This window comes from Veillonella sp. 3627 (assembly GCF_003992195.1).
Lineage (GTDB): Bacteria > Bacillota > Negativicutes > Veillonellales > Veillonellaceae > F0422.
Map to the genome: position 1 here is coordinate 26,832 of NZ_RQVG01000008.1, position 12,707 is coordinate 39,538.

At 37.6% G+C, this 12,707-nt stretch carries 13 protein-coding genes; 2 read left to right on the forward strand and 11 right to left on the reverse strand.

The window, feature by feature from the left end:
* The first annotated feature begins 256 nt into the window (after positions 1–256).
* Positions 257–1,195 carry a nitronate monooxygenase gene (locus tag EO114_RS05165; protein ID WP_127061913.1) on the forward strand — a complete coding sequence of 313 codons (939 nt, stop codon included), beginning with the start codon at positions 257–259 and terminating at the stop codon, positions 1,193–1,195.
* A gap of 106 nt (positions 1,196–1,301) precedes the next feature.
* On the forward strand, positions 1,302–1,850 hold the full coding sequence (locus EO114_RS05170; protein WP_009354177.1) for a gamma carbonic anhydrase family protein: 549 nt from the start codon (positions 1,302–1,304) through the stop codon (positions 1,848–1,850).
* Positions 1,851–2,055: 205 nt separating this feature from the next.
* Here the strand turns inward: EO114_RS05170 and nrdG are convergent, their stop codons facing one another.
* The 11 genes from nrdG to murC form a co-directional block, all read right to left on the reverse strand.
* The gene (gene nrdG / locus EO114_RS05175; RefSeq protein WP_127062002.1) at positions 2,056–2,553 is read right to left on the reverse strand and encodes an anaerobic ribonucleoside-triphosphate reductase activating protein; all 498 of its coding nucleotides are present in this window, start codon (positions 2,551–2,553) and stop codon (positions 2,056–2,058) included.
* Between the two features lie 25 nt (positions 2,554–2,578).
* Complete coding sequence (gene nrdD / locus EO114_RS05180; RefSeq protein WP_126940234.1) at positions 2,579–4,729, reverse strand: anaerobic ribonucleoside-triphosphate reductase; 2,151 nt, start codon at positions 4,727–4,729, stop codon at positions 2,579–2,581.
* Between the two features lie 585 nt (positions 4,730–5,314).
* Positions 5,315–5,845 carry a biotin transporter BioY gene (locus tag EO114_RS05185; protein WP_009354182.1) on the reverse strand — a complete coding sequence of 177 codons (531 nt, stop codon included), beginning with the start codon at positions 5,843–5,845 and terminating at the stop codon, positions 5,315–5,317.
* Positions 5,832–6,440, reverse strand: coding sequence for a hypothetical protein (locus EO114_RS05190; RefSeq protein WP_127061915.1), 609 nt, complete (start codon positions 6,438–6,440; stop codon positions 5,832–5,834). The genes EO114_RS05185 and EO114_RS05190 overlap by 14 nt, the downstream gene beginning before the upstream one ends.
* A 258-nt stretch (positions 6,441–6,698) precedes the next feature.
* Positions 6,699–7,274 carry an outer membrane beta-barrel protein gene (locus tag EO114_RS05195; RefSeq protein WP_127061917.1) on the reverse strand — a complete coding sequence of 192 codons (576 nt, stop codon included), beginning with the start codon at positions 7,272–7,274 and terminating at the stop codon, positions 6,699–6,701.
* Between the two features lie 23 nt (positions 7,275–7,297).
* The gene (gene ftsZ / locus EO114_RS05200) at positions 7,298–8,314 is read right to left on the reverse strand and encodes a cell division protein FtsZ (protein ID WP_062402999.1); all 1,017 of its coding nucleotides are present in this window, start codon (positions 8,312–8,314) and stop codon (positions 7,298–7,300) included.
* 150 nt (positions 8,315–8,464) lie between these two features.
* A complete protein-coding gene (locus EO114_RS05205) occupies positions 8,465–8,812 on the reverse strand; it encodes a small basic family protein (protein ID WP_009354202.1) in 348 nt (115 codons plus the stop codon).
* Positions 8,812–9,492: a DUF881 domain-containing protein gene (locus EO114_RS05210; RefSeq protein ID WP_127061919.1), complete on the reverse strand. Its 681-nt coding sequence runs from the start codon at positions 9,490–9,492 to the stop codon at positions 8,812–8,814. Before EO114_RS05210 ends, EO114_RS05205 begins: the two co-directional genes overlap by 1 nt.
* 12 nt (positions 9,493–9,504) lie before the next feature.
* Positions 9,505–10,380 carry a cell division protein FtsQ/DivIB gene (locus EO114_RS05215; protein ID WP_127061921.1) on the reverse strand — a complete coding sequence of 292 codons (876 nt, stop codon included), beginning with the start codon at positions 10,378–10,380 and terminating at the stop codon, positions 9,505–9,507.
* An 8-nt stretch (positions 10,381–10,388) separates the two neighbouring features.
* Positions 10,389–11,321: a D-alanine--D-alanine ligase gene (locus EO114_RS05220; RefSeq protein WP_127061923.1), complete on the reverse strand. Its 933-nt coding sequence runs from the start codon at positions 11,319–11,321 to the stop codon at positions 10,389–10,391.
* Between the two features lies 1 nt (position 11,322).
* Positions 11,323–12,696 (reverse strand): UDP-N-acetylmuramate--L-alanine ligase, encoded by a 1,374-nt coding sequence (gene murC / locus EO114_RS05225; protein ID WP_127061925.1) that lies wholly within the window; start codon positions 12,694–12,696, stop codon positions 11,323–11,325.
* Positions 12,697–12,707: the final 11 nt, after the last annotated feature.

A 12,707-nucleotide genomic window follows, 5' to 3' on the forward strand; every position in this document is an offset into this window, starting at 1 on the left:
TAAGCCTAATAAACTCATATACAAGCATATCACTATTTTACATTCATTAAAATACACATATGTATTGGGATCATTTTAATATCATATATGCACCATGTGCCACATATCTCTTAGTGATAAGCTTAGTTATATTATACATTGTTTTTATCATCTTTTACAGCAACTATATTTTTTCATTCCATTAGGCTATAATGAAAGCATGTTGAAAGCTCCAGTGATTTAAATAAAGGAATCACTATTCTATATAGGAGGAATTATGAAAACTAGTTTAACAGAATTATTAGGCATTCAATATCCTATTATTCAAGGTGCTATGGCTTGGACATCTGAGCACACCCTTGCGGCCGCAGTAGCCAATGCTGGCGCTACTGGTGTTATCGCTACAGGCGGTCGTGACACAGAATGGGTTCGCCAAGAAATCCGTCAATGCAAATCCTTAACTGACAAACCATTCGGTGTAAACTTAATGTTAATGGCACCTAACTTAGATGATATCTTAGCCGTTATCGTAGAAGAGAAACCTGCTTTCGTTACCTTAGGTGCGGGCAATCCTGTTCCTTTCATCGAACCATTACACACAGCAGGTATCAAAGTAATTCCCGTAGTTCCGAATGTAAAACTTGCTAAACGTGTTGCAGCTGCAGGGGCCGATGCCATCATCATCGAAGGTCAAGAAGCAGGCGGTCATATTGGTACACAAACAACGATGGCCTTACTAGAAAACGTTGTGCCAGAAGTTGATATCCCTGTGATTATCGCTGGCGGTATTGTAGATGGTCGTGGACTCGCTGCTGGTCTTACTATGGGTGCAGCTGGCGTTCAAATGGGCTCTCGTTTCATCTTAGCGGAAGAATGTAAAATGCATCAAAACTGTAAAGAAGCTATTATCAACGCTACAGATACTGACTCCACTGTAACAGGTCTTACTTTCAATCACGGAGTACGTGGTCTTAAAAGTGAGTTTACAGCTCGTTATTTAGAAGCTGAGTACAGTTGTGCCCCTAAAAGTGAATTGACAGCTATGGCAATCGGTACAAATAAAAAAGCTGCCGTTGATGGAGATACTGTAAACGGCGTTGTTCAAGTTGGTCAAGGTCTGAACCGCTTAACACAAGTAGAGCCTGCGAAAACCATCGTAGAATCCGTTGTAGCAGAAGCAAAAGAAGCCATCAAGAAGGCACAACAATTCATCTAATTAAATATATACTTTCTACTCACAATGTCCCCCTTGGTTTGTTTCTTAACCAAGGGGATTCAAGTAATAATACTACCGTATACATAGCAATATATAGGAGGTTACTATGCTACCATTTAAAGGAAAATATCCAAAATTAGATCCAAAAAGTCACGCTATGCCAGGTGCTGAGCTTGCTGGCGATGTAGAACTAAAAGAATATGCCTCTGTATGGCAAAATGTATCTGCTCGCGGAGATGTCAATAAAATTATAGTAGGCCGCTACTCCAATGTACAAGACAATTCTGTACTTCACGTAGACGATGACCACGCTTGTATCCTTGGTGACTTTGTAACCATTGGTCATAGTGCTATCATCCACGCCTCTACCCTAGAGGACCACGTATTAGTGGGTATGGGAGCTATCGTTCTTAGCCGTTGTCACATCGGCCGTGGCTCCATCATCGGTGCGGGCGCTCTCGTGCTAGAAGGTACAGAAATTCCACCCTACTCCCTAGTTGTAGGTAGCCCTGCTAAGGTCATTCGTACAGACGAAACAATGATTACAAAAATCCACAACCAAGCTGTGAAATACAAAACACTGTGGACTAAAGAATATGGATTTTTACCAGATGCTGATGGTGAAGTGTGGGATCCTAGCCAAACCATCGTGTAAATATAGTATACTTATCTTTTTCGTAGCTATATTAACTATAAATATATTATAAATAAAACGGATATTTAACTAACCCAGTCAAATATCCGTTTTTATCTTATTCTATTTTACACTTAATTGTATCAGTAATTCTATTCATACTATAATATGCTTAGCACCAATCTCTAATGAAGAGCCTTATACACTGTCATCGTAATATTACATATTATTCCATATACAAAACTACTTCTCCACATTGCAAAGACTTTTGTATATCAATAATCCGTTGATTACTACTACCCCTAAATGCTAATCCTGGATCTCGTAAATCATCCACGAATTTCCCATCCACTAAGATATGGCACCGATCTAACAATTGTCGTTTATTAGGGCAATCCAATATTTCTTCATAGGTATATCCCGAATAGACCCAAATTGGTTTCTGCGGTGCCACCTCTAATACTCTATCCACTAAGGGTACCAATCCGTCAATATTTTGAAACGGTTCTCCCCCTAGTAAGGTCAATCCACTGCATGCAGGCGCACTGACATAGGAAAGTAATCTCTCTGTATCTGATTCTGTCCATTCTTGGCCAGCAGAAAAGTCTTGATACTCTTCGTTAAAGCAATTATAACAACCATGAGTGCAGCCAGTAACGAATAAGGATGTACGAATACCTTCACCATTAGCAATATCATATTGTCTAAGCTGTCCATAGCGCATTGTACATCCTTCTTTCATCATCTTATTAAATATGCATTACTCGATCTTTAATTTCCTTCGTACGGCCTTCATTCCAAAAATTTTCCCCTAAATAACCGCAAGTTCTACGAATTACAGTCAAAGTATCACGATTCGTATTGTGACAACGAGGACATTCCCATTGCACTTGATCATTAACGATAATCTCACCATCAAAGCCACATTCATGGCAATAGTCTGATTTTGTATTAAATTCCGCATAGGAAATAGTGTCGTAAATATACTGCATCATTGTCAACAAAGCTGGGATATTATTATTCATATTAGGAATTTCTGCATAGGAAATGCATCCCCCAGTGGATAACCGTTGAAACTCCGACTCAAAGGCAAATTTATCAAACACATTGATTTCTTCACGTACATTCACATGATAACTATTGGTGTAGTATCCTTTATCTGTAATATCCGGAATCTCACCAAACCGAGCTCTATCAATGGAGGAGAATCGGTTGGTTAAACTTTCAGCTGGTGTGCCATAGAGGGCAAACCCAATGTTGTGTTTACTGCGCCATGTTTCTGTAGCATTGTGCAAACGTTCCATCACTTTTCTAGCAAACTCATGGCCCTTTTCCGATGTATTGGAATCTCCTACAATTAGCTTGGTCGCCTCATATAAACCGATATATCCCAAAGAAATCGTCGCATATCCACCTTCTAATAATGGTCGAATCGGAGCCCCTTTAGGAAGGCGTGCAATGGCTCCATATTGCCAGTGAATAGGAGATACATCACTGGTCACATCTTTCAATAGTTCATAGCGGAACAACAATGCTTTTTCAGCTAATTCTAAGCGTTTTTCCAAAATCTCAAAAAAAGCATCTTCCTTACCTTGTGCTAAAATACCAATTTGAGGTAAGTTAAGACTTACCACACCTATATTAAAACGACCATTAAATACATACTCACCTTGCTCATTTTTCCAAGGAGATAAGAAGGAACGACATCCCATAGGAGCAAATACATTACCTTCATAGATTTCTTTCATCTTTTTCGCAGAAATATAGTCAGGATACATGCGTTTCGCCGTGCATTGAGCAGCCAGTTCCGTCAAATAATAATATTCACTATTAGGATGTACATTATGTTCATCCAATACATAAATCAACTTAGGGAAGGCTGGTGTAATATATACATCTGCCTCATTTTTGATGCCTTGTATACGTTGTTTTAGAATTTCTTCATCAATTAAAGCAGCTTCTTTTGCTAGTTCACTATTCGGATCGAAGTGCATAAACAATGTTACAAAAGGCGCCTGTCCATTCGTAGTCATTAAGGTGTTAATTTGATATTGGATAGTTTGAATCCCATCTTTTACCTCTTTTTTCGTCCGTTGCCAAGCAATTTCCTCTGCCTTTGCTACATCTGGAGCCATACCATACACTTCGACCTGCTCTTGTAATGTTAACTCTAAATATTTATCATAGGATTTTCTTACATAAGGCGCCAAAATACGATCAATCCCATTAATGCTTTGACCTCCATATTGGCCAGATGCAACCTGTGCAATAATTTGTGTAGTTACCGTACATGCTACCTGAAAGGATTTAGGCGTATCAATGCGTTTTCCATTGATAACTGTGCCATTCGTCAACATATCTTCTAAATTTACTAAACAGCAATTAAACATAGGTTGAATGATATAGTCCATATCATGGAAATGGATGGCACCACTGTCATGAGCTTGCACAATATCCGTGGGAATCAATTTTCTACGAGCAATGTCTTTACTCACTTCTCCAGCAATTAAATCACGTTGTGTGGATACAATAGAAGCATCTTTATTGGAGTTTTCATCAAGAACTGCTACATTTGATTTATTCAACAAACCAAATACATCTTTATCTGTGGTATTCTCTACACGCTTGAAAGCTTGTACTGCTTTATAATTTTCATAGGCTCGAGCCGTTGCAGGATTATTATTTTCCAGGAGTTTATAATACACTTGATCTTCAATAGCATAGATTGTAATATTGCGTCCCATTTTTTCTGCATAAGACTCAATTTCATTAGCAATTTGCAAAGCCAATCCAGGCGTATATACACCTGTACTACTATGCATAGCTTTTTCTATAGCAATGATAATTTTTTCTTTATCAAAATCAGCAATAGTACCATCTCTTTTTATCACATGTATCATAATACAGCCTCCTATATACTAATTACACCGCACATAACAAACTATACGGTGTATTAGATTTAGTATGAATCATACAAACAATGCATAAGCAAAAAAATTAACATATGCGGTGCACATTTAAATCAAAATATGGACATATAAAAAGAGCAATTTCTGCTCTATCCATTCTGTATCTACACATGTAGAAAATTCGTACTGCTTTATTAGTGTCTAGTCATTTCATAAGCACTGAAACAATTAATCTTTTTTTCAAATGCTTAGTAACCTGTGTAACAATCAAATATATAACTTTGTAGATTACCACTATTTTGTACCCTTTATGGATATCACTAGATTCAGTTTACAACATATTGTAGTTTATTTCAACAAAAACCACTATATCATGTATACCAATTAGATATAGTAAACTTGTAAAAATAGGAGAATCCTCTACTTTTACACATATGTATTCATATTTTTTTACTTGAATTGCCTAGGTAAAAGACTTTTAAATAATGAGTAATTGATATGGGAGGTCAGTTGACATCCTTACACAACAAAAGCGACCAAATCCAAAAGGATTTGATCGCTATTCTACTTAGATAACTAGAATTTAATTTTCGTAGCAATCCAGGCAGATAGAATTGCTTTTACAATATCACCAATGATAAATGGATAGAACAAAATTCCTAAGGCTTTTTGTAATCCATCAGCAGTGAATGGTATATTTGCAACAGACATGAAGTACGGCACTGCCGCTACATAAGTAATCACAATACTTACTACTGTAGCTACTACAGCATATCTAAGAAAACTTTTTTCTGTTCCCTTTAAGCAACTAACTGCAGTATAGGCAATAGGCCAAATCAAAATAAACCCACCTGTAGGACCTAGTATTTTTCCCATACCACCAGTAAATCCAGTAAATACAGGTAATCCAACTGCTCCTAATAATACATAGACTAATAAAGTCAAAAATGCCTGCTTTGGTGGCAATATCAAGCCAATCAAACATAATGCAATGGTAATTAAGGAAATCATTCCCACACCCATGGGGTTCGGAACCGATAATTGTGCCATTACACAGGCTAATGCCACTAACAAAGCCATTTTTGTCAAATCTCTAGTCTGTAACATTTACTAACTCCTCTTCATAAATCCATTTGCAGTGTGCACGCCCACCATGAGTTCCAACTAGTTCGCACTCACCAATTTGCGTATGCTTCTCTGAATGGATTATAAGCTTTTCTACAGAAATAACATCTCCACCATAAAATGGTGCAGAAAACGTAATATCTAATTGAAGTAACATTGCTTCATCTAACACATGATGTGCCATATGTGATAAAACCATTAATTCAGGTACTACTGGTACCTCTTCCCGATAGATGGAATTATCATCTTGAATAGCCTCAACAAACTCAAATATAGATTCAGGTGTAAACACGAATTTTGTTCTTGTTCTATCTTTTAATTCACCTGGCCAAACCTTTGGCATTTCCCCCAATGAAACTTCATCATGGTGGCTCCTTTCGGAGTCAAACCGTTCTAACATCGTGGACACTAAAGTGCCTTTTGAATTACAAACAGTCACTATATGTTCTTGCTTTCTTGGGGTATAGTTAATTTGTAACTGTGGTGATCTTGTAGTTCGTTTATATTGTACATTACGTACAATCACGGTATTAGGAATTTCCCTTACACTTGTCAAGCCCTTACATAGTGTATGCATAGTGCCTCCTCCCCATGATATGGGTATACTGGATCTTACAAGCTTACATGATTCTTACATTCTGTTACACCTTTATTATAATTAATCAAGTTCAATATAGTCAACCTATTTTTCAAATTATTTGTTAACATATGCTGATTAACTGTTCATATTTATCACATAAATAAATCAAAAGGACTGCAATACAAAGTAAGCTACCATGTATTACAGCCCTAATATATTATCTATTATCTTTCAACAGATATCACTCTTTTCAAATTAGAAAGAATAACCTACACCTGCATGCAAGCCTTTTACATCTGTTTTGTTTTGATTCATACTGTATTTATCATATTGATAATATACATTTAAATCAACATCTGGACGCAATCCATAAGAAGCGCCTAATTGATAGGTTCCTTTGATATCATTTCCGAAACCGATTTTAGCAAAACCTTCAATTTTATCAGCTAATTGAGTATGTCCAATTACACCTGCTTGGTATCCAAAACCACTTTGTTTAGGTCCCATATCTACGTATGTACCAGCACCGTAGACGTTCACATTAGGATGTACTGCATAGGCACCTGCTAATTGATGATCTTTGATATCTGCACCTGTACGACGAACTTTATTAAAAGAATATTGTGCAGCTAATGTATCAGATAGCCCTTGTTGTGCTGACACACCAAAACCATCTTTACGTTTTGTATCTTGTGCTGTTTTTTTAGACAAAGAATACTCTGCGGCTACTTTTGTTTCGCCTACATTAATAGTAGTTACAGGCACAGCAGCTGCAAATGCAGAGGCACTAAATGCGGCTAATACCGCTGTGGCTACTAAAACTTTTTTCATAATATCCTCCTTATATGAGAATTTTATCGTTTCATGAAAGCTGGTACTTCTGGAGAGTTACCTGTAGCTCCAAATGGGCTTTTACGAGCAAATCCATTAGTAGAACCTTGGTCACCAAAACCTGTAGCAACAACAGTGATAAACACTTTGTCCCCTACGTTTTCATCAATAACAGAACCGAAGATAATATTTGCTTCTGGGTCCGCTGCTTCAGAAATAATTTCTGCTGCCTCATTGATTTCAAATAAGCTTAACTCTTCACTACCAGTAATATTTAACAAGATTCCTTTTGCACCGTCAATGGAAGTTTCCAATAATGGGCTATTGATTGCTTGTTTAGCAGCATCTACAGCACGGTTTTCACCTTCACCTACACCGATACCCATCAATGCTTCACCTTGGTTTGTCATGATAGTTTTTACGTCAGCAAAGTCAAGGTTGATTAAACCTGGTTTTGTAATTAAGTCAGAAATACCTTTGATACCTTGACGCAATACTTCATCAGCTGTTAAGAAAGCATCTTTTAAGGAAGTTTTACGGTCAATAATACCCAATAAACGGTCATTTGGAATTGTAATAATTGTATCAACTTTACCAGTTAATGCTTCAATACCACGTTCAGCTTGTTCTTTACGTTTTTTACCTTCAAAGCCAAATGGTTTTGTTACAACACCTACTGTCAATGCGCCAGCTTCACGTGCACATTCTGCTACTACTGGAGCTGCACCAGTACCAGTGCCACCACCCATACCAGCAGTTACGAATACCATATCAGCACCTTGCAATGCTTTTAAAATATCTTCACGACTTTCTTCTGCAGCTTCACGGCCTACTTCTGGGTTAGCGCCCGCACCAAGACCTTTAGTAGCTTTTTCACCAATTTGAATGCGAACAGGTACATTTGTACCATCTAAGGCTTGTGTTTCAGTATTAGCTACTAAGAAATCAACATTTTCCAAGTCGCTACCGATCATGCGAGATACGGCATTTCCACCGCCGCCACCAACACCAATTACTTTAATTTTTGCGAACTCTGACATCGAATGATCCTCCTCTTTACTAGAGATATATTTCATATATTGTTACTATGACATTATATTACTAGTCTATCTTATCATTATAATTTGCTTTTATTTTACAATATATTTTATATTTTTTCAATGAAAGTCAAGAAATGACTTTATTTTTTTCTATGTATGTAGTCGTTTTGTTAATAATAATCTACGTATAGCTGCCGTATTTTGAAACAGTCGCAACCCAAATGAAATCAATGCTACATAGTATAAGTCTATACCCACTGCATTTCCTAAGAATACTAAGACCGCAGCTAGTAAGGAATTAGAAAAGAATCCCGTAATAAAAATAGATAATTGAAAAGTTCTTTCAATAGCTGCTCTAGTGCCGCCAAAAACAGAGTCTAATGCTGCTAATAGGGCGACAGAAGTATATTTTGCATACGATACAGGCACATCAAAAGGGCTTATGATTCCGATAGCAACCCCTAAGACTAAGCCCCCTAGAATCCATACATATACCATTATTGTCCCCCCTTCACTTTGATGTAATTTTGTTTCATTGTTCCATCATAAGCAGGGACTGTTATATGAGCTTCATCTTGAATTTTTACTTCAATCCCCCAATATTTGAGAGACTCCACCACCCCACCGCGCATGGTCAAAGAGGAGTGTAATGTTTTAGTATCACCAATAGCTTTTATAATAAAAGGAGGAGCAAAAATCTTTCCATTCACGGTAATCGTAGGACCAGAACAACGTATTTCTGATGTTCCTATTAGCCGTTGATCATTAATAGAGATTGCCTCTGCACCAGCTGCTCTTAGTTCATTTACAATACGCAACATATCTTCATCATGAATTAAATATAAATTTGGGTTTTCTCCATCTTTTACGGGAGTCTTACTATCCGTTATTGTTAAGACAACTCCGGGTCCTTCTACATCGACTAAGGAAGCCCTAAGAGATAATACTCTATTTTCTTCTTTAATTCCCTCTAAACTTCCTTCTTCTTTCATAGTAGCAATTTGCTTTCTTAGACCTGCTCGTTCTTCTTGAAGAGAATTAATCTTTAAGGCTAATTCTCCACTTCTTTGCAAGTTTACATTGCCTTCCGCAATGGTTTGTGTCATTTTGTACTGCGTAACAAGCATAACTCCTACAATCATACTCACTGCAGCTATGGCTATTCGCCCTTGTTTCAACTTTATGCTCCTTTATTGTGTTTTAATAAAAGGGGTTTTAATATTAACATCAATATATTCAGCATTGACATGGCGCTGTGCAATATCTACTAGCATATCTGTCGTTATTTTTGCTTTTTCTTCTAAATTGTTTTGATCACCAATATGAATTGGCAACCCATCAACTGTATAGGCAATGATTTTTTCAGCATCACCTACATTAATTTCACCAATTTGTTTGCGCTTATCCTCAGTGAATGCTTCCATATATGCAATAGCTACTCGAATACCCGCTGCTTCTATAGTATCACCTAATAATGCATTTCCTAAACGAACGCCTGAAATAATAGGAACTGTGGTATCTGGAATAGTAGGGCTACTAGCAATAACCATCCCCTGTCTATCCAACGCTACAAATCCAAATTGTGATGGCACTACAACTACGGCTTTACGAGCTTTTATATCGACTTGCAATGTCAACGGTAAGGCATAGGACACATGCGCAGTATCTACCCGCATATCTTTTTGCAATCGTTCTTCTAACGCACCTGTTCGTACGCGCAAAATATTGACTGGATATCCTAAATCACCAATAGCTACCACATCTTCCGAAGTTAATTGTTCTGTTCCATTAACCTGAATTTGCCCAATAGGTAATGGTAATGTAAAAATACCAATTAAAATGAATGCTCCTACTACAATTTTCCAAATTGCTGGTTTGGATCTTCGTGTCGGTTTTTGTTTTCGTCTACGTCGTACACGTTTAGGCCCTTCAGGTGTATCTATAGTGACAACTTCCCAAGGATTATCTTCCTCTTCTATAGGATGGATTGGTCTTTCACTAGTTGGATGTTCCCTATATGGAGGCACTCTTTGTCCCCTCTGTTCTTGAAATCCATTTACATTCATAGCTACTCCTAAAATTTATGCAATCCAGCTGAATGAAGAATTTGTTCGCACAATTCAGGAAATTCAATTCCTATAGCTTTTGCTGCTTTAGGTACTAAAGATGTAGCCGTCATACCCGGTACTGTATTATATTCCAGTACAAACATGTCATCTGTGCTGTTCATCATAATGTCCACACGAATGACACCGGCGCATTGCATTTGTTGATATACAGCTTCGCCAATGCGTTGCATAGTAGCAGCTTGTTCTTTTGTAATTGGTGCTGGCACTAAATAATCCGTAGCACCAGTTGTGTATTTAGAAGCATAATCATATTCACCAGAATGTGGTCGAATTTCAATCACTGGTAAAGCTTTACCATCTAATACAGATACAGTAAATTCTCTACCATCTACAAATTCTTCTACTACGATGACATGGTCTATGTCTAATACTTGTTTTACTTCTGCATCAACAGTGGCTTCATCTTTAATAATCGCTACACCAATACTAGAACCTTGACTAGCTGCTTTGACCACAAATGGCACTTTAAAGTTAGCGTGAATATCTTCTATGATTGCATCCACAGATTCTAATTGATTATCATAGGATTTTGAATTTGCTGTGGGAATCTGAGCCCCCAAAAATACATGCTTGCTCATTTTTTTATTCATACCTACAGCATGAGCCATAACACCGGAGCCTGTATAAGGAATACCTGCCATTTCAAGGGCCCCTTGCAAGGCTCCATCTTCACCATATTTGCCATGAATCGCATTAAATACAACATCACAATTTAAATTTTGTAAATCTTGTACTACTGTACTAGGATTGCATTCTAATGTTGTAGCTGCATACCCTTTGCTTTGTAATGCTTCTGCAATAGCCGTAGCCGTCCTTCTAGATACATCAGCTTCTTTTGATGGTCCTCCCATGAGGACAATAATACGTTTATCCTTCACTTTATTTTTCCTCCAATAAAGCTAATAATTTAGGTCCAAATTGATTAATATTACCTGCCCCCATAGTGATGACTAAATCATTGGCTTGAACATACTCTAACACAGTTTGTGGCAAGTCATTTACATCTGCCACATAATGAATCTCTTTACCTGTCAATTCTTTAATCATCAATGGGATGGACATACCATCAATCCCCGCCTCAGGTTTTTCACCAGCACTATAAATATCTGTAATGAAAACTAAGTCAGCTTCTTTAAAGGCGGTCCCAAATTCACGCAGCAACAGCTTTGTACGACTATACCGATGCGGTTGGAATAAAATCACAACACGATGATCTTCCAAAGATTTTGCCGCTTTAATTGTGGCTGCAATTTCTGTAGGATGATGTGCATAATCATCTACAACCCAAACATCTTTTACATGCCCTTTTGTCTCAAAGCGACGCTTAGCTCCAATAAATTTACGCAAGGCTTGAGCAGCTACTTCAAAGGAGATTCCTTCTCCCAAAGCTACTACAAGTGCTCCTAGTGCATTCAACGCATTATGTTGACCTGGTACTGCTAATCGTAACGTGCCTAACACGGCATCTTTATGGACTACTTCGAAGGTCGTAATCCCTTGTTCAATACGTAAGTTGTCAATGCGATAATCGTTGCCTGCTCCTAAACCATAAGTAATACATTGACGTTTAATATCTGGCATAATCCGTCGAATCGAAGGATTATCACCACATACCACAGCAATACCATCTTCTGGTAACTTCATAGAAAACTCTGTGAAAGCTCGTAATAAGTTTTCTACCGTTCGATAATGGTCCATATGGTCATTTTCAATGTTCGTGATCACAATGCGTTTAGGATTTAAATGCAAGAAAGACCCATCACTTTCATCAGCTTCAGCGATACTATATTTACCTGTACCTACATGGCTACTACCATTTAAATAATCAACTTCTCCACCAATGATGATGGTTGGATCTTGGTTTGCTTCCATAAAAATTTGCCCAATCATAGACGTAGTTGTAGTCTTACCATGCGCACCAGCAACAGCAATGCCATAGGTTTCATCTAACACTGCTTTCACCACATCAGAACGGTGTAAAATTGGAATATTTCGTTCTCTAGCCCCTAGAATTTCAGGATTATCATCATTGATAGCAGTAGAGCGGATGACCACATCTACTCCTTCTACATGTGCAGCATCATGCCCCATAAAAATAGTAGCCCCTGCTTGTCTAAATTTTTCTGTAACAGCCGATTCTTGAATATCGGAACCAGATACAATAAACCCTTTTTCAATCAATACATGCGCAATAGCACGCATGCCAGAGCCTACAATTCCGATTAAATGTATACGTTGATAGGTATCTAACATAGAGATACTCC

Excerpts from the sequence above, each read along its gene's own strand:
- EO114_RS05165 (WP_127061913.1), top strand. The coding sequence starts at position 257 with ATGAAAACTAGTTTAACAGAATTATTAGGCATTCAATATCCTATTATT.
- EO114_RS05170 (WP_009354177.1), top strand. The coding sequence starts at position 1,302 with ATGCTACCATTTAAAGGAAAATATCCAAAATTAGATCCAAAAAGTCAC.
- nrdG (WP_127062002.1), bottom strand. The coding sequence starts at position 2,553 with ATGCGCTATGGACAGCTTAGACAATATGATATTGCTAATGGTGAAGGT.
- nrdD (WP_126940234.1), bottom strand. The coding sequence starts at position 4,729 with ATGATACATGTGATAAAAAGAGATGGTACTATTGCTGATTTTGATAAA.
- EO114_RS05185 (WP_009354182.1), bottom strand. The coding sequence starts at position 5,845 with ATGTTACAGACTAGAGATTTGACAAAAATGGCTTTGTTAGTGGCATTA.
- EO114_RS05190 (WP_127061915.1), bottom strand. The coding sequence starts at position 6,440 with ATGCATACACTATGTAAGGGCTTGACAAGTGTAAGGGAAATTCCTAAT.
- EO114_RS05195 (WP_127061917.1), bottom strand. The coding sequence starts at position 7,274 with ATGAAAAAAGTTTTAGTAGCCACAGCGGTATTAGCCGCATTTAGTGCC.
- ftsZ (WP_062402999.1), bottom strand. The coding sequence starts at position 8,314 with ATGTCAGAGTTCGCAAAAATTAAAGTAATTGGTGTTGGTGGCGGCGGT.
- EO114_RS05205 (WP_009354202.1), bottom strand. The coding sequence starts at position 8,812 with ATGGTATATGTATGGATTCTAGGGGGCTTAGTCTTAGGGGTTGCTATC.
- EO114_RS05215 (WP_127061921.1), bottom strand. The coding sequence starts at position 10,380 with ATGAATGTAAATGGATTTCAAGAACAGAGGGGACAAAGAGTGCCTCCA.
- murC (WP_127061925.1), bottom strand. The coding sequence starts at position 12,696 with ATGTTAGATACCTATCAACGTATACATTTAATCGGAATTGTAGGCTCT.